Here is a 16251-nt window from a genome sequence, read left to right as displayed (position 1 = left end):
CAGTGGGTGAATGCGCCACCTCGACTTGGAGGTTGTTGTGGCTGGTCGTTGGACTCCGAAGGATGTGAAGGCTGCGTCTGTGGCGCGGCTTGTTGCAGGCGATGATGTCGGCGAGATTGCTCGTGAGGCCGGTGTGGCAGAGGCCACGGTTTATGAATGGGTCAAGCAAGCAGGCGTGCTCCCGCCGAAGAAGGCGTTGGCACGTGCACGTGACCAGCTCATCGACGAGGCGGTGGCGCTGGTGGCTTCAGGTATGTCGGTACCGGATGCGGCTGCGACGTTAGGCATGTCACCAGGGGCGTTGTACCAGCGGTTGGCGAAAGTCGGTGTGCTCACCGAACTGCAGCAAAAGCCCCGCATCACCCCGCAGCAGAAAGCTGACGCGGTCGCACGGGTGCTGGCTGGTGAGCCGGTTGACGAGGTTGCGGCGGCGTTCGACCGGTCTGCGAATTCGGTGTATCGCTGGGTGCAGCAAGCACGCCAGGAGAAGGCGGGCGGAAACCGTGATGCGTCACAGCGCGCGGACACGCCGGAGGCTTGCACGGTAAAACCACCTGCACACAGCAAAGTTGATTCCGTGCCAGCACCAATGAAAACACAGGCAGGCCACGCGCCTGCCGACTATGCCGAGGACCGTGTGAAAGTCGGCCGCGGGGTCCGACTGTCGTATGAAGACCGCCTGACGATCCAACATGGGTGCAGCCAGGGAATGTCAGCCAGGCAGATCGGAGCACTTCTGGGGCGCCACCATAGCGTGATCAGCCGGGAAATCGCCCGCAACGGGTGGGAAGTTCCCGGCGAAGACGGTGAGGCCACGGTGTACTACAACGCCCGGCAAGCCGGCCTGGGCGCCAAGGCGCGTGCGCACCGGCCGAAGGTGCGCAAGCTTGACGACAACCCGGCACTTCGTGCTGTGGTGGTGACGTGTCTTGCCCGCCGGTGGTCGCCCGGGCGCATCAGTGTGTGGCTTCAGCATGCTTTCGCCGATGATGAAAGCATGCGTATTTCCCACGAAGCGATCTACAGTGCCTTGTACATCCAGGGCAAAGGCAGCTTGCGCGCCGAGCTTGAAGCGGTGATGAAGACCCAAGATGTGCTCATCCGCGGCGGCAAGCGGCGAAAAGCTCGGCCCCGTAATGCCGGTGTGCTCACCGGTAAGCCGTGGATCAAAGGTGCTGAAATCACCAAGCGCAGCCCAGAGGCTGACGACCGGGCAATCCCCGGGCACTGGGAAGGCGATCTTGTTATCGGCACCGGCGGCAAAAGCGCGCTGATTACCCTGGTGGAGCGCACCAGCCGCTACACCCTGCTTGGTCATCTGCCCACCGAACACACATCGATGACGGTGATTGCAACGATCCAGCAGATGGTCAAAGACCTCAACGCTGAACAGCTCAAGACCATCACCTGGGATCAAGGCGTGGAAATGGCTGAAACCGCACGTGTGCGCATCAAAGACGGCTGCGAGGTGTACTTTTGCGATCCGCACGCGCCGTGGCAGCGGCCGACCAACGAGAACACCAACGGTGAGATCCGCCGCCGCTTCTACAAAAAGGGCACCGACTTCGCCGAAGTAACCCCCGAGCACGTCGCCTGGGTACAAGACGAACTCAACGACACACCACGACAAGTCCTCGGCGGAGCAACCCCACGTGAGATACTCCAGCAAATATTCAATCGTGGCGCATTAACCGCTTGATCCCGCCGCCGAAATTAGGGCAAACTCGTGCTTTGTTCCTCAGGGTCTGTGCGCACGGGCGTCGCTGAGGTCTGGCTGAACCACACGAAACTCGCTTCCACACCGACACGAACGCGCTACCCTGTCAAGCGTGAATGTTTCGGTCGTCGGCGCAGGAATTATCGGCCTGGCCACCGCGCTTACCCTCGCGGACCGCGGCCACACGGTCACGGTCCACGACCCTGAGCCCGCCTCCGGGGCCTCCCATCACGCGGGTGGCATGCTCGCCCCGACTGCGGAGGTGGTGTACAAGCAGGATCCCCTCTTCCCGCTGATGCGCGCGTCCGCGGAGTGGTACCCGGACCTGATCGAACTCACCGCGAAGTACACGGACCTGCCCACGGGTTACCGCACGGACGGCACCCTCGTGGTCGCCCGCGACATCGCGGACAAGACCCACCTGAACGAGCTGCGCGAGTACCAGTCCCGGCACGGCATGGCGGTGGACAAGCTCACCGTGCGTCAGGTCCGGAAGCTCGAGCCGGCGCTCTCCCCCGCCATCAACGGCGCTGTCAGCATCGACGGCGACCACCAGGTGCAGCCCCGCCTGTTTACGCGTGCGCTTATCCGCGCCTGCCGGTCCGCGGGCGTCACCTTCACCACCGACCGCATTGACAGCCTCGACCAGCTCGGCAACGCCGACCAGGTCGTCGTCGCCAACGGGCTCGGCGCAAGCCAGCTCGTGGAATGCCTGGACCTGCGCCCGGTGTACGGCGACGTGCTGCACGTGCGGGTCCCGCAGCACCAGTACCCGCTGCTTACGCGGGTGGTCCGCGGGTTTGTGGAGGACCGTCCCGTCTACCTCATCCCCAGAAAGGACGGCACGTTGACCATCGGCGCGACCACCCGCGAGGATGGCCGCGGTAAGCCCCAGGTCCAGGGCATCCACCAGCTGTTGCGCGATGCCATCGAGCTCGTCCCGGCGCTGGAGGAGTGCGACTTCGTCGAGGCCACCGCGGGCGCGCGCCCCGGCACGCCGGACGACCTGCCCTATCTCGGCCGCATCGACGAGCGCACGGTCGTGTCCACCGGTTACTTCCGGCACGGGATTCTGTTGGCGGGGTTGGGGGCGAGGGTTGGGGCGGAGCTCGTCGATAGGCAAGGGCCCTCAATAGACTTGTCCGCGTGCGACCCGAGGAGGCATTCATGAACATCACGCTCAACGGAGAAGCGGCCACCACCGCCGCCACGACGGTAGAGGAACTCGTGGCGGAGGTCGGCGCGCCCGCCGACGGCACCGCGGTGGCCATCGACGGTGAGGTCGTGCCGCGCTCGCAGTGGGGGCGCAAGCTTCACGACGGCTGCGCCGCCGACATCCTCACCGCAGTGCAAGGAGGCTAAACGTGCTGGAGATTGCCGGAAAGCAGTTTGGCTCGCACCTGATCATGGGAACGGGCGGGGCAAGCTCCTTTGACATGCTGGAGCAGGCGCTTGAAGCCTCCGGCACGGAGCTGACCACGGTGGCGATGCGCCGCCACTCCGCCAAAACTGACGGCGGCGAGAGCGTGTTCGACCTGCTCAAGCGCTTAAAAATCGCGCCGCTGCCGAACACCGCCGGCTGCCGCACCGCGCGCGACGCGGTGATCACGGCGAAGCTGGCGCGCGAGGCGCTGGGCACAGACTGGGTGAAACTGGAGGTCATTGCGGACGACCGCACGCTGCTTCCCGATGTGGTGGAGACCGTGGACGCCTGCGAGATGCTCGTCGACGAGGGCTTTACCGTGCTGGCCTACACCTCCGACGACCCGGTGGCCGCCAAGCGCTTAGAGGATTTGGGGGCGGCGGCGGTGATGCCGCTGGGCTCGCCGATCGGCACCGGGCTTGGCATTTTGAACCCGCACAACATCGAGCTGATCTGCTCGCGCGCGGAGGTGCCGGTGCTTATCGACGCCGGCGTGGGCACCGCCTCCGACGCCTCGCTCGCCATGGAGCTGGGCTGCTCTGGAGTGCTGCTGGCGAGTGCGGTAAACCGCTGCCAGGACCCGGTGGCCATGGCGCAGGCGATGCGGCACGCGGTGGAGGCCGGGCGCCTGGCGCGCGCCGCCGGGCGGATCCCGAAGCGCGAGCACGCCGTAGCGTCCTCCACCTTCGAGGGATTGGCCAGCTGGGCGGACGAGGTTTTGTAAGTGCTGCCCGAGCGAGAACTCAAGCGCACCGCGCGCCAGATGAGCCTGCCCGGCTTCGGGCCGGAGCAGCAACAGCGGCTTTACGACGCCCACGTGCTGGTCATCGGCGCAGGCGGCCTGGGCTGCCCCGTCATGCAGACGCTGGCGGCCACCGGCGTCGGCCGCATCACGGTGTGGGACGACGACACGGTGGACATCACCAACATTCACCGCCAGATCCTCTTCGGCGCTTCCGATGTGGGCCGCAGGAAGGTCGACGTGGCCGCCGAAAGGTTGCGCGCCCTGCAGCCGGACATCCAGGTCACGGCCGTAAACGACCGGCTCAGCCCCGACAACTTCATCGAGGCGCTCGACGGCATCGACCTGCTCATCGACGGCTCCGACACCTTCGCCACCAAGTTCATGGCCGCCGACGCCGCCGAGGTCACCGGCACGCCGCTGTTGTGGGGCTCGGTGCTGCGCTACCGCGGCGACATCGCCCTGTGGCACTCCGGCCCCGGCGCGCCCGCGGATGGGGTGGGACTTCGCGACCTCTACCCCACCCAGCCGGACGCGGATTCCGTGCCGGACTGCGCCACCGCCGGCGTGCTCGGCGTGACCACCTCGGTGGTCGGCTCACTCATGTCCACCGAGGCGGTGAAGTTCCTCGCCGGCATCGGCGAGGTTCAGGTGGGCAGGCTGCACATGTACGACGCCCTTTCCGCCACGATGCGCCGCTTCACCGTCACCCGCGACCCGGCGCGCGAGCTCGCCACCACTCTGGGCACCTACACCGAGGCGTGCTCGGTAAGCACCGAAGGGCAATCGCTTTTCGACGCCCTCACGGCCCACCGCCTCCCCTCCCTCGATGTCCGCGAACCGCACGAGAAGGCGATCGCGGATCTGCCCGTGCCCGGGATAAACCTCCCGCTCAGCGAGGTGGAGCGGGACCCGGAAGCGGTGCCGAGGGCGCTCGAGCAGTTCTCGCCCGGCGACGAGGTTGTTGTGTATTGCGCTGGTGGTGTGCGCTCCGAAGGGTTCGTCGATAGGCATGGGGCGCTTGCCGAAACATTGGGGATTTCTTTGAAATCTTTGCCCGGAGGCGTGCAACGCTGGACATAAACTGCACTACTTTTGCCATGCAGATCACAAAGACCGCCCCATTGCTGCCACCGCCACTCTCATCGCCGCCGCTGTCCACTGCTGGAACCAGGGCTTTACCAACCCGCCCCAGAAGTTGAACCCGCTGCAGGTCAAGCAGCTCGGCTCCGCCTACATCACCCCGGATTTCTCCGGCAACCTGTACGTGGCGGACATTGCCACCCGCGCGGCCATCCGCGCCGGCGCCACCAACCACGTGCTGTTCAAGCTCTAGAAGAATCTCATGCGCACTCTTCTCCGCGGCGTCATCGCTGCTTTCACCGCCACCACCACAAGCAGTTCTAGCGCTTCCGCCAGCGAGAGCTTCAATCCCGCATTGTAGAGCGGCTCATTTGGAGAGACGGGCCCAATCCAATGTGGCCGTTCTCAGACTGATGCTTTTCTCGACTTTCCCAAACGAGTTAAGTTGCCCTGAAATAATCGCGCCATGACGATTCCTGATCCAAAGAAACTGAACCCAAGTATTAAGCAGTTCAAAGACGAAATGTCCCGCCTTTGTATCGGACTCGCGATTACCGCCAGGGAAATTGGCCAGGCGGAACCTGCGTGGGGCCCAGATATCACTGGCAGGATCAATAGCGTTTTGGACAAGTCAGTCAAAAACGTAGCTAGAGTCCCTGATGAGTTGGCTTTCGGCATTATTCAGGTCGCTGGAGCACACGTCCACACGATCGGTCGGCTCTTACTAGATCCTTTCACTTCCCCCGCTACCGTCGCCCCGTTAGCACGAAGTGCTGTTGAGTATTCTGCTCTCTTAATGTTCCTCAACCGAGAAGAGGCCCCCGAAGATCGAACCGTTCGCAACGCCCGAGCCCTTCGCATGGGCATGAAAATCGACAAGGTGCACAGACAGCCCATCGCCGAAGACATGTACGCGGATTTGAACAGAGTTGTAGAACGCCACACTCGGAAGCATTTCATCCCCGAACTCAAACACAACGAGGTCGAGTTCAGTGAGATGGTTGAGAAAACCGCCGGAGACCTTATTGGGCCTAAGTTTTACAACGAGTTGAGCAGCTATACCCATCACAATCCGTGGAAGGCGTTCAACCAAATCTCAGCGCCTGAACTCAACCCGGATTCGTTAGAGCTTGAGTCTTTACGATTCGCATACAGGACTTCACTAGCTCTTATTGGTGCGTCCTTCACAATACTTCCATATAGAAAAGACAATGCCGTCTCTGACTGGCGCGAGGCTTTAAATTCAGAAACTGAACTCCTCCTCCAACTCAGGGAGCGAATAGATAGCTCCACCCAATCCGACTGATCACACACCCGTTCGACGAATCGCACCACAAGCGTCGAGCGGGTTTTTATAATGTCCGCTTGTTCCACCACAACCGCATAAAGGAGGCGCCCTTGGGCGAGATATTGAGAGCCGCCGTGTACTGCGCAAATCCACCGTCGCTCTTCCCCCGAGAACTGCATATGTTGGCCGACATCGCGTGTAACGCTGACGATCACTCAGGACCTGTCCTGGACACCGACGGCACCGTGCGCGAGGCCCGCCGGGGCTACGTGCGAGGCCTGGGAGATCCGAAAGACAAACTCGGGTTGAAGGCGAACATGCTGGAAACCCGCATGTTCATCTTCACCGCCACGGGCTGGATCCAACCCGTGGAAGGCCCAGAACACGACGGCGCGTACCAGCTCAACGTGCCCCGCCTGCAGCGGCTGCTCGACGCGGCTAAGGCAGCGATGGCTACCGGTGAGCCGGACGCGGACGCCATTGCTGGAGCGGACCGGGAGCTGCCCGGCGACTTTGACACGCAAGCCCCGGACCTGGCGGACCAGGTGGACCGCCTGCTGGTCCGCAACCTGGCCACGTAGGCCCGCTACCCGGCGGGAGCGCTGGTGGTTCAATGGGGCGCATGAAATTTCTTGCGCTTTCCACCAGTGTCCACCGCTACACCGACTCCGGCATCCACACCGGCATGTGGCTGGGCGAGTACACGCACTTCTACGACGTACTCACCGAGGCCGGCCACGAAGTCACCCTCGCCAGCGTCGACGGCGGCGCCGTGCCCATCGACCCGGTGAGCCTGAAAACCCCAGTGATCCAGCTCGGCGGCACCAACAAGCGCTACGAGGACCCCGAGTTCATGAACCAACTCGACGACACCCCGGCCATCACGGATGTGAACCTCGACGAATTCGCCGGCATCTACCTCATCGGCGGCCACGGCACCATGTTCGACTTCGCCAATGACGACGTGAAAAAGGCCGTCGCCCACTTTGCCGACGCAGACAAGATCGTTGCCGCCGTCTGCCACGGCCCGTGCGGTCTGCTCGACGTCACCCTCGCCAACGGGCGCATGCTTCTCGACGGCCGCCACGTCACCGGCTACTCCTGGACCGAAGAGAAACTCGCCCGCCGCACCGAGGAGGTCCCCTTCAGCCTGGAGGAGAAACTCCGCGACCAAGCCGGGGAGTACACCACCGCCAAGATCCCGATGACCAAGCACGTCATCGTCGACGGCAACCTCATCACCGGCCAGAACCCAACGTCCGCTGCCGGTGTCGGCGAGGCGGTGCTGGAGGCGTGGGGGTAAGCCCCTTTCGGATTCCACGTGAAAATAAGAGGTCTCGCCTGCACCCCCTATTATGAAGGGGTCGTTACATCCCCACGTCATTGGTTTTCTGAGGAAGTAAACCCGTGCCTAACCCACAACAACTCATGCAGTACGCCGGTGCTGCTGTCACCGTCATCGTCCTGATCCTCGGATTGCTCTTTGGAAGCGAGGATTTGTCCTCATCTTCTACTCGTAGCGACGCGGGTGCGCAGTCAGCTCCGGCGAACACCCGGAAGCAGTCCAACGCTTCTGCCCCGTCGAATGGTGGACGTAAAGCGGATGCGGATGGGTGCGTCTATGGCACTCCGAACTACTGGGAGTGCAAGCAGTTCCACAACCCTATCGACAAGAAGAACCCGACCCTGACTCCGAGCGAGATCCAGCAAGCGAAACAGGATCAGTTCCAGCAACTGGTTGCATGGCGTTCTCGTGATAAGGCACTGCGCCCGATCACCTATGACCCGTCCCTGGACGCGACTGCACAGCGGTTTGCAGACGAACTGGCGCAGACTCCGGGAGATGAGATTTGGCATTCGGGGTACAACACGAGGGGGCGGGAGAATGTGGCAATGAGCCAGATCGATTACAAGTACTTCGTCGCCATGTTTTCGCAGTCTCCGGGGCACGCCAGTGCCATGGGCACTAACGGGCGCGCTCCGAAGGTAGGTATCGGTATCGCGCAAGACCCGGAGACGGGACACTATTTCTGCGTCCAGCACTTCGCTGATCACTGATCAGTCTGGTCGAAGCATCCAGGTCAGCGTGCGTAGTGGACGTGACCCCAATGTTTTCCAGAGGAAACATCGCCCGTCGCGCTAGTCTTTTGGAGGATTCATTCAGACTCAAGGAGTAGCGAGCATGGCGAAGCGGTACGGGTCAGTTGCGGAGGGCGCGATCGATGAGGTGATAGAGGCCGTCGTCAAGCGCCTGCATCCCGAGGTTTACGCAGCCCAGTTCGACCGGTCAAACGATCCGGGCCCGAAGGTGGCGAAGCTCCTTCTGCTCTTCGTCGTTGTCGGCTTTATCGCATTCATCGGGCTGCTGTGTATTTTGACCGGCTCCTGGCTGAGATGGCCGATTTTCATTGGGGACGCCATCATCTTTGTCGTCGGCTACAAATCCATCACCCCGCACGACCCGCAGCTGGAGAAGCGGAAGAAGGCCGCAATGGAAGCCGCGGTGAACGACGCCAAGCGCGTCGCCGGGGAGGAGTTCTACAAAATCGAGAACGGCAAGATCCCAGAGCCGAGCCAGCTCACCGCCGATGAACAGCGTTGGCTCACCGGCGCATGGGGCGAGATCGAGGTCTCTAAGATGCTGGAGCAGGGACTCGATGACGAATATTCGCTGGTGGAGGACATCACCATCCACAAAAATGGGCGCGAATCCGCCAATATCGACCATTTGACCATTTCCCCGCGCGGCCTACTCCTCATCGATTCGAAGGTCTGGGGCGACAAGCTCAAGCCCGCGACGACGGGAGACTTCACCTACTTGCCAAAGAACACCCCCTATTGGGAGACAGTGTCGACTTGCCTGTACGAAGCGTCCTGTCTGCCGACGCGGCCGCGCGCCGTCATCATGGCCGTCGGCGGGGAGGCGGAGAAGCGCAACAAGCTCCCCATGGCCCTCAACGCCCACATCGATCGTTACGATCAGACCGGTTCCATCATGGTCAGCCCCATGCCCACGTACTTGGTTCCCATGTCACAGATCGCCGCCTACGTCGATGCGCTGGACAAAAAGCTACCAGTCGGCCCGACCACGACCTTTGAAAAGCTCAACGGCGCTTCATTCACCAGGTATTAAGAGCACGCTTATGCAGTCCTGACGCGGGGCACGCATAAAGGCAAACAAAACCCATGAGGATGATCCTCACGGGTTACTGCTCTGTCGTGCCTTGGGCTACGGGTTAACGGTACAGCACGGCGTTATAGATGACCATGCCCTGAGCATCCTCGCGCGGGAACTCATTCAGGCTGTTGACCTTGGCTGTTTGCTTTGGGGTGATCGAATCGAGAATCTCTGAGGTATCAGTCATTACGGCGTCCCTATTGTGCTTCTGGTAACCGCCTGATTGTCCCACAGCAATGCCGCAATCTCGGGAGCAAAAGGCTGCTCAGCGGACTACGCCTACGCAAGCAACCAAATGCAAAAACCCGGTCAGAGAGTTTCTCTCTGGCCGGGTTGCAATCACGTTGGTAGCGGGGGCTGGATTCGAACCAACGACCTCTGGGTTCTCACCCTCAAGTTCGAGCCACCTGCAGTTATTACCCTTTTACCTGCTGATTAGAGAGGTATAAGCATACTGGGCCTTACTGCGCCTTACCGCGGATTACCGACTCTTAAGTCCCGTTTTGAGTCCCACTTTCTTCACCGAGATTCAAGGCTCCCCGCATAGCGTCGACATCAGTCCAATCCGTGTAGTTGCGCGCGTTCACGTCGACGTCATGCCCGAAGTAGGCTGCACGCACCTGGGCGGGCACCCCTCGCGCGATGGCCCGGTTATTGAGCACCGTGCGCCAGTCATGGGATCTCATTAAAGCGACGTGGTCGTCCTGGACCTGCGCGCCGACATCTTTAAACAGAGCCGCTGACGCTTTCACGGCGTTGTCGGTGCGCAGGTCCAGGAGGCCAACGGCATCGGCCCAACACTGGGCTGGTTGGCGTTAACACTTATCGTCATAGGGGTTCTTATAGCGCTTATGACCTGGATGTTGTCCCAGGCTGCGCCGGGTATTGCTCACTTAGTCGAGGAATACCGTCGCAATCACCCGAGGAAAGAAACGAACCACTAACTAGAACACGTGCACCGTAAAAAGTAAAAATCCCCACAACACAGCGTAGCGGTTAACCGCTACGCTTCTTTTATGCTCTTCCTATGCCCCAACTTTGCAACAGCACCAATAAACTGGCGCCCCGGTTATAAGTTGGGGCGCCAAGTCGATGTGCTCGAGTCGGGGGATGTTAGTGGCCGGTGCCAAGCCGGCCAGACAGGCGGTTCAGCCGGTCCTGACTGGGACCGTCGAGCCCGATAATGGACACGGTTTTGCCTCTGTCCTGGAACTTCTGCGTAATCGCGTCAAAGGTCGCGACCGTGGAGGCATCCCAGATCTCCGCCTCAGTGAGATCAATAGTGATATGACGGGCAGAATCGGTGTAATCAAAGCGATAAACCAGGTCATTGCTTGATGCCCAAAACAACTGGCCATGCACCCGGTAGGTACGAGTATCAATCTCGCCATCGCCGTCGCCGTCGATCTCGGAGACCTTTTCAATGGAAGCGATATGTGCCATCCGACGGGCGAACATGATCATCGCGGTGACCACACCCAACACCACACCAATGGCCAGGTTGCTGGTGGCTAGGGTGGCAATAATCGTCACGGCCATAACAATGGTCTCAGAGACCGGCATGAGTTTAAGGGTGCGTGGATGCACCGAGTGCCAGTCGATGGTGCCGACCGAGACCATGATCATGATTGCCACCAGCGCAGCCATCGGGATCATGCCAACGATGTCGCCCAGTGCCAGGACCAGGACCAGCAGGAACACACCGGCTAACAGGGTGGATAGGCGGGTACGTGCCCCGGATTCGCGGACGTTGATCATGGTTTGACCGATCATCGCGCAGCCACCCATGCCGCCGAAGAAACCGGAGGCAATATTAGCCACCCCCTGTCCCCAGGATTCACGAGTTTTATCGGAATGAGTGTCGGTGATGTCATCGACGAGCTTGGCGGTCATCAACGATTCCATGAGACCGACCACGGCCATGGCCAGGGCATAAGGCGCGATGATCTGCAGGGTCTCCAACGTCCACGGCACGTTCGGAATAAACAGGGACGGTAAGGTCTCCGGCATCTTGCCCATGTCCGAGACCGTCGGGACAGTCAAACCGGCGGCAATGACCAAACCGGTGAGCACGATAATCGTGACCAGCGGGGCGGGGATCACACTGGTGAGCTTGGGGAAGAAAATCATGATCACCACACCCAAGCCGACGAGTGGGTAGACTATCCAAGGCACATCAATGAGGTGTTCGAGTTGGGCGGTGAAAATCATAATGCCCAGTGCATTGACGAAACCCAGCATCACCGATCGGGGGATAAAACGCTGAAGTTTCGCCACACCGAGGGCGCCGAGCACGATTTGTAGGACACCGCCCAACAGGACGGTGGCGATGAAATAATCCATCCCGTAACCACGCGCCACAGGAGCAATGACTAGGGCAATAGCCCCGGTGGCGCCGGTGGTCATTGCCGGGCGGCCACCGGTAAAGGCGATCGCAATGGCCATGACTACCGAGGAAAACAGACCCATGGCTGGGTCAACACCGGCAAGGATGGAAAAGGCAATGGCCTCAGGGATCAGCGCCAGGGATACCGCCAGTCCGGCCAGAATCTCTATACGGATACGGGCGGGGGAAGAAAATGCGTAACGGAAGGATGCGATGATCCCGGTAGGGGCATCAGCGCCGTCTGGACTCAGGAGGGGGCGGGGGGCCGCCGTGCTAGTTTCAGTCATAGATGTCCAATCTTTGAGGGGATAGGTAACTGGGCGAACGCCCGAAAGGAATCCAACCCTCTAGTAACTTTAGGTTTGGTGATGGTGGTCATGGTAGCGGGAGTTTTACTCAACCGCCAACCCAGGCACAGGAACCCGTGGGCAACATCACCGTGAAGGAGAACAGGCAATGCAAAACAGTAATTTCAAGATCGGCGAGGTCGTTGACCAGACGGGGTTGTCGATTCCCACCTTGCGTTATTATGACAACGTCGGCCTGATTACCCCATCGGGGCGTAGCCCTGGTGGGTTCAGGCTTTATAGTGAGGCTGATGTACGTCGTGTTTTGCTGGTGCGACGGATGAAACCGCTGGGGTTTACTCTGGATCAGATGCGGGAATTCCTGGAAGCTGCGGAGATTCTTCATAGTTCAGATGGCGGGCAGGAAAGTGATACCGCACAGCAGGCACGGAGTGATGCCAAGGCCACCCTTGCCGACATTCGTGAGGAGACGCGCACCCGCTACGAAAAGCTACGCAAGCAAATTGCCTACGCTGAGGAATTCCTCGATCTGGTCAACACCCTGGCACCCTAAACTGCCCCCATCCTTCGCAGGGAGAAAAAGACCATCGTATTGAATGCGCTCTGTCGAATCGCGTTCCAGATGAAGTGGACGAACGTCCGCGGCCTCTCCGGAGTGGATGGCGATAGTACAGAGGACTTCTGAAATCCGTGCAGACGACTCCTCAAAACGACACAGTCATCCAAGGTCACAAAATCGAAAATTGTCACTTAACCCCATCACTTCCAAACCGGCTTAAGTGACAAAATGCCATCGCTAAAGTCCCGATTTGAGTCCCAGGACGTGCGCCTTAAGAGAAATAACTAAAGCCCCTACCAGTGTTTCTCCTGGTAGGGGCTTGGAAGTTGGTAGCGGGGGCAGGATTCGAACCTACGACCTCTGGGTTATGAGCCCAGCGAGCTACCGAGCTGCTCCACCCCGCGTCGGGCGTCTATGTGATTATCGCCTGTCGCCGTAACCGGCAACGTGGAGTTACTATACATACACCAACTAATAGCGCCAAACCTCCTGCTCATTGGAGGTTTGGCGCTATCGTTTTTGTGCTCGAGTGGCGCGCTGGCGCGGATCGTGCTTACTGCGCCCGCTGGTACTCCTCCACCGCGCGGTCAAGGCGGTCGAGTGCACGGCCGTACTCCTCGAAGGAGCCGTCGCGAGCGCTCTCCAGGTTGCGCAGGGCGTCGTTGATGTTGCTCATCGCCTCGTCCTTATTCACCTGCGGAGCGTCCTGGCCATCCTCCGGCTGGGCGTCGCCTTCCGGCTTCGCCTCCTGGTTCTCACCTTCCGGCTTGGCGTCGTCGCCGGCGTTCTCGTCCACAACCTCGATGTCCTGGGCGGCCGAGGAGTGGATGCCCACCTGGTCAAGCGCCTGAGAGATCGTCGGCGCGTAGCCCACCTGGCCGCGGTAGAACACCAGCACGCGAAGCAGCTTCGGGAAGGCCGATTCCTGGTCCTTGCGCTGCGAGTAGATCGGCTCGACGTAGAGGATCTCGCCGCCGCCCACCGGCAGGGTGAGCAGGTTGCCGTTCTTCAGGTCGTTGGTGCCCTCCCACAGCGTGCGGTCGCGGGCAACCTGGTCGGAGGACATCAGGGCGTCCTGCGCCTGCTTCGGGCCCTGGGTCTGCTTGTTCGTCGGCAGCACGCGCACGGTGATGTCGCCGTACGTCTCCGGGTCGGAGGACACCGCCATGTGCGCAGACAGGAACTCGCGGTTCAGGCCGCGGAACGGGGTGATCAGCTGGAAGGAGGCCTTGTCCGTCTCCGGGTCTGCTGCCACGACGTAGTACGGCGGCTGGTTCAGCTGTCCGCGGCCCTCAGGGGCGGTCGGGTCGTTCGGCACGGACCAGAAGGCGTCGTTGTTGAAGAACACGCCCGGGTCATCCACGTGGTAGCGCGCCAAAAGGTCGCGCTGCACCTTGAACAGGTCCTCCGGGTAGCGCAGGTGCTCGCGCAGAGAATCCGAGATGTCAGACTCCGGGCGCACCGTGTCCGGGAAGATGCCCTGCCATGCCTTGAGCACCGGGTCGGTTTCGTCGAAGGCGTAGAGCTCCACGGAGCCGTCGTAGGCGTCCACGGTGGCCTTGACAGAGTTGCGGATGTAGCCGACGTTGTCGGTGATCAGACGCTGGGTGGTGCCGTCCGGGTTCAGGGCGTCCTGGGTGGTGTCCTGCAGGGAGTTGCGCGTGGAGTACGGCATCTGGGACAGCGTGGTGTAGCCGTCCACGATCCACTTCACGCGGCCGTCCACCACGGCTGGGTAGGTCTTGGAGTCCGTGGTCAGCCACGGGGCGACCTTCTCCACGCGGGTGCGCGGGTCGCGGTCGTAGAGCACCTTCGAGTCGCCACCAACGCGGTCGGACAGCAGGAAGTTCAGCTCCTGGTATTTCACCGTGTAGGCGAGGCGGTTGAAGATGTTGCCGATGTCCACGCCGCCCTTGCCGTCGTAGGTGTAGGTGGAGTTGTCCGTGTCGTACTCCACCGGGCCCTGGCCGGCCTCGCCCACAATCGCGTAGTCCAGGCCGTCCTCGGCAGAAGCGATCACCGGGCCGTAGTAGATGCGCGGCTCGTCGACCTTGATGCCCAGCTCCTCTGCGTCCTCGGAGGCCTTTGCGGCGGCGTTGGACTGCAGGTCGGACACCGTGAAGATGGGCAGGCCGCCGCGGGTGGAGCCGGCGTCCTGCGCCGCCTCGTCCACGGTGTTGGCCTGGGCGGCGATAAACCCGTTGCCGTGGGTGTACACCGTGTGGCGGTTAATCCAGTCGCGCTGGTTCTCACTCAGCGAGTTCGGATCCATCTCGCGGGCCGCAACCACGAAGTCACGCAGCTCGCCGTCCACCTGGTAGCGGTCCATGGCCAGCTGGTCCGGGAAGCCGTAGAAGTTACGCAGCTGCTGGTTCTGGGTAAACGTCGGAGAGATGATCTCCGGGTCCAAAAGGCGCAGGTTGGAAATCGTGGCCGCGTCGGAGGCGACGTCGGAGTTGGAGGTGTTGCCAGCGCCCCAGTTATCCAGGTAGGTCACGTTGTCGTCCGTAAGCCCGTACGCCTCACGGGTGGCCTCGATATTGCGGCCGATGTACTCGTACTCCTTGGCCTGGCGGTTGGGTTTGACGGAGAACTGCTCCATCAGCGCCGGCCAGACGTTGCCCACCACCAGAGACGACAACAGCATCAGCACGGTGGCCATGACCGGCACGCGGAAGTCGCGGTAGACGATGGAGGCGAAAAACGCCGCGGCCACCAAAACTGCAATGACGGTGAGGATGATCTTCGCCGGCAGCATGGCGTTGACGGTGGTGTAGGACGCACCGGTGAAGATGTCGTTTTCGCTGTAGAGCAGGTAGTAGCGCTCCAGCCAGTAGCTCACAGCCTTCAGCAGCATCCACAGGCCAGCGGTGACGGCGAGCTGGATGCGCGCGTTTTTGCTGATGTGACCGGAGATGCCGGAGACCTTGTTGCCAATGCGGATGCCGCCCAGCAGGTAGTGGCCTACCGCCGCGACCAAAAACGCCACCAGAAGCAGCATGGAAAGCGTGTCCACCACCGCGGAAATGCCGGGCAGGGTAAACGCGTAGAAGCCCAGGTCCTTGCCAAACTGCGCGTCGGTGGAACCGAACTCGCCGCCGTTGAACCAGAGCATGAACACGCGCCACATGCGCTGGCCGGCCAGGCCGGACAGGATGGCCACGACAACCGGCACCCACACCAGCATGCCGCGAACGGACTGCTGCACCTGCTGGCGGTACTGCGCGGCCTGGTCGAACGGCGCGGCCTGCTCCTGGGGTCTGCCGCGCCACGCCAGTCGGGCGGCAATCCAGGTGATCGCGCCGCCGAGCAGCGCAAAGATGATAAACAGCACCACGCGGACCAGGATCACGCGGTTAAACACGCCCCTAAAGTCCACCTCCCCGAACCACAGGAAGTCGGTGTACAGCCCGACTGCCATTGGCAGGAGGAAAAGAATGAGGCCCAAGACACCGATGGTGGTCATTAACCCCGTGTTCGGTTTCTTGGCGCGTGGTTGTGGCCGATTGAGGCGGGTAGCCAAGCCTGCTCCTTAGGAATTAGTGTGTGCAACGCAGATAAGCATCA

Annotated in this window: 15 protein-coding genes, 1 tRNA gene and 1 pseudogene; 13 read left to right on the top strand and 4 right to left on the bottom strand. The window is 61.3% G+C overall.

Going from position 1 to position 16251, the window contains the following annotated elements:
• Nucleotides 1-10: 10 nt before the first annotated feature.
• The 12 genes and pseudogenes from CAFEA_RS11270 to CAFEA_RS02835 all read left to right on the top strand — a co-directional run.
• Nucleotides 11-496 (top strand): annotated as a pseudogene (locus CAFEA_RS11270) (transposase); the annotation flags it as partial.
• A gap of 93 nt (nucleotides 497-589) precedes the next feature.
• The gene (locus CAFEA_RS02885; RefSeq protein ID WP_290183919.1) at nucleotides 590-1699 is read left to right on the top strand and encodes an IS30 family transposase; all 1110 of its coding nucleotides are present in this window, start codon (nucleotides 590-592) and stop codon (nucleotides 1697-1699) included.
• A 121-nt stretch (nucleotides 1700-1820) separates the two neighbouring features.
• Nucleotides 1821-2888, top strand: coding sequence for a glycine oxidase ThiO (thiO, locus tag CAFEA_RS02880; protein WP_063938618.1), 1068 nt, complete (start codon nucleotides 1821-1823; stop codon nucleotides 2886-2888).
• Entirely contained in the window at nucleotides 2885-3079 is a 195-nt protein-coding gene (thiS, locus tag CAFEA_RS02875) for a sulfur carrier protein ThiS (RefSeq protein WP_034997604.1), read from the top strand. The genes thiO and thiS overlap by 4 nt, the downstream gene beginning before the upstream one ends.
• A gap of 2 nt (nucleotides 3080-3081) precedes the next feature.
• Nucleotides 3082-3864 (top strand): thiazole synthase, encoded by a 783-nt coding sequence (locus CAFEA_RS02870; protein ID WP_063938617.1) that lies wholly within the window; start codon nucleotides 3082-3084, stop codon nucleotides 3862-3864.
• Nucleotides 3865-4965, top strand: coding sequence for a ThiF family adenylyltransferase (locus CAFEA_RS02865; RefSeq protein WP_076590054.1), 1101 nt, complete (start codon nucleotides 3865-3867; stop codon nucleotides 4963-4965).
• Nucleotides 4966-5080: 115 nt separating this feature from the next.
• The gene (locus CAFEA_RS02860) at nucleotides 5081-5218 is read left to right on the top strand and encodes a hypothetical protein (RefSeq protein ID WP_156490108.1); all 138 of its coding nucleotides are present in this window, start codon (nucleotides 5081-5083) and stop codon (nucleotides 5216-5218) included.
• Nucleotides 5219-5431: 213 nt separating this feature from the next.
• Nucleotides 5432-6271 (top strand): hypothetical protein, encoded by an 840-nt coding sequence (locus CAFEA_RS02855; RefSeq protein ID WP_063938616.1) that lies wholly within the window; start codon nucleotides 5432-5434, stop codon nucleotides 6269-6271.
• A 161-nt stretch (nucleotides 6272-6432) separates the two neighbouring features.
• Nucleotides 6433-6834, top strand: coding sequence for a hypothetical protein (locus tag CAFEA_RS02850; RefSeq protein ID WP_063938615.1), 402 nt, complete (start codon nucleotides 6433-6435; stop codon nucleotides 6832-6834).
• A gap of 41 nt (nucleotides 6835-6875) precedes the next feature.
• Nucleotides 6876-7556: a type 1 glutamine amidotransferase domain-containing protein gene (locus CAFEA_RS02845; protein WP_082855735.1), complete on the top strand. Its 681-nt coding sequence runs from the start codon at nucleotides 6876-6878 to the stop codon at nucleotides 7554-7556.
• 104 nt (nucleotides 7557-7660) lie between these two features.
• Nucleotides 7661-8311 (top strand): CAP domain-containing protein, encoded by a 651-nt coding sequence (locus tag CAFEA_RS02840; RefSeq protein WP_156490107.1) that lies wholly within the window; start codon nucleotides 7661-7663, stop codon nucleotides 8309-8311.
• A gap of 124 nt (nucleotides 8312-8435) precedes the next feature.
• Nucleotides 8436-9386 (top strand): nuclease-related domain-containing protein, encoded by a 951-nt coding sequence (locus tag CAFEA_RS02835; protein WP_063938612.1) that lies wholly within the window; start codon nucleotides 8436-8438, stop codon nucleotides 9384-9386.
• A gap of 103 nt (nucleotides 9387-9489) precedes the next feature.
• Here the strand turns inward: CAFEA_RS02835 and CAFEA_RS02830 are convergent, their stop codons facing one another.
• Nucleotides 9490-9618, bottom strand: a complete 129-nt coding sequence (locus CAFEA_RS02830) for a hypothetical protein (RefSeq protein ID WP_286131631.1) — start codon at nucleotides 9616-9618, stop codon at nucleotides 9490-9492.
• A 926-nt stretch (nucleotides 9619-10544) separates the two neighbouring features.
• On the bottom strand, nucleotides 10545-12104 hold the full coding sequence (locus tag CAFEA_RS02825; RefSeq protein WP_063938611.1) for a SulP family inorganic anion transporter: 1560 nt from the start codon (nucleotides 12102-12104) through the stop codon (nucleotides 10545-10547).
• Nucleotides 12105-12273: 169 nt separating this feature from the next.
• Here CAFEA_RS02825 and CAFEA_RS02820 point away from each other — a divergent pair, with 169 nt between their 5' ends.
• Nucleotides 12274-12678 (top strand): MerR family transcriptional regulator, encoded by a 405-nt coding sequence (locus tag CAFEA_RS02820; RefSeq protein ID WP_063938610.1) that lies wholly within the window; start codon nucleotides 12274-12276, stop codon nucleotides 12676-12678.
• A gap of 333 nt (nucleotides 12679-13011) precedes the next feature.
• On the opposite strand, the gene CAFEA_RS02815 is transcribed toward CAFEA_RS02820, so the two are convergent.
• Both CAFEA_RS02815 and CAFEA_RS02810 read right to left on the bottom strand, forming a co-directional pair.
• Nucleotides 13012-13088, bottom strand: a tRNA-Met gene (locus CAFEA_RS02815).
• A 149-nt stretch (nucleotides 13089-13237) separates the two neighbouring features.
• Nucleotides 13238-16150 carry a UPF0182 family protein gene (locus tag CAFEA_RS02810; protein WP_063938609.1) on the bottom strand — a complete coding sequence of 971 codons (2913 nt, stop codon included), beginning with the start codon at nucleotides 16148-16150 and terminating at the stop codon, nucleotides 13238-13240.
• Between the last annotated feature and the right edge of the window lie 101 nt (nucleotides 16151-16251).

This window comes from Corynebacterium afermentans subsp. afermentans, from assembly GCF_030408355.1.
GTDB lineage: Bacteria > Actinomycetota > Actinomycetes > Mycobacteriales > Mycobacteriaceae > Corynebacterium > Corynebacterium afermentans.
Note: the sequence above shows the minus strand (reverse complement) of the source record. Positions and strands in the feature narration are given on the sequence as shown.

What these genes read in the sequence shown, in the direction of transcription:
- CAFEA_RS02885 (WP_290183919.1), top strand. Translation starts at nt 590, where the DNA reads ATGAAAACACAGGCAGGCCACGCGCCTGCCGACTATGCCGAGGACCGT.
- CAFEA_RS02810 (WP_063938609.1), bottom strand. Translation starts at nt 16,150, where the DNA reads ATGACCACCATCGGTGTCTTGGGCCTCATTCTTTTCCTCCTGCCAATG.
- CAFEA_RS02830 (WP_286131631.1), bottom strand. Translation starts at nt 9,618, where the DNA reads ATGACTGATACCTCAGAGATTCTCGATTCGATCACCCCAAAGCAAACA.
- CAFEA_RS02835 (WP_063938612.1), top strand. Translation starts at nt 8,436, where the DNA reads ATGGCGAAGCGGTACGGGTCAGTTGCGGAGGGCGCGATCGATGAGGTG.
- CAFEA_RS02850 (WP_063938615.1), top strand. Translation starts at nt 6,433, where the DNA reads ATGTTGGCCGACATCGCGTGTAACGCTGACGATCACTCAGGACCTGTC.
- thiS (WP_034997604.1), top strand. Translation starts at nt 2,885, where the DNA reads ATGAACATCACGCTCAACGGAGAAGCGGCCACCACCGCCGCCACGACG.
- CAFEA_RS02820 (WP_063938610.1), top strand. Translation starts at nt 12,274, where the DNA reads ATGCAAAACAGTAATTTCAAGATCGGCGAGGTCGTTGACCAGACGGGG.
- CAFEA_RS02855 (WP_063938616.1), top strand. Translation starts at nt 5,432, where the DNA reads ATGACGATTCCTGATCCAAAGAAACTGAACCCAAGTATTAAGCAGTTC.
- CAFEA_RS02845 (WP_082855735.1), top strand. Translation starts at nt 6,876, where the DNA reads ATGAAATTTCTTGCGCTTTCCACCAGTGTCCACCGCTACACCGACTCC.
- CAFEA_RS02825 (WP_063938611.1), bottom strand. Translation starts at nt 12,104, where the DNA reads ATGACTGAAACTAGCACGGCGGCCCCCCGCCCCCTCCTGAGTCCAGAC.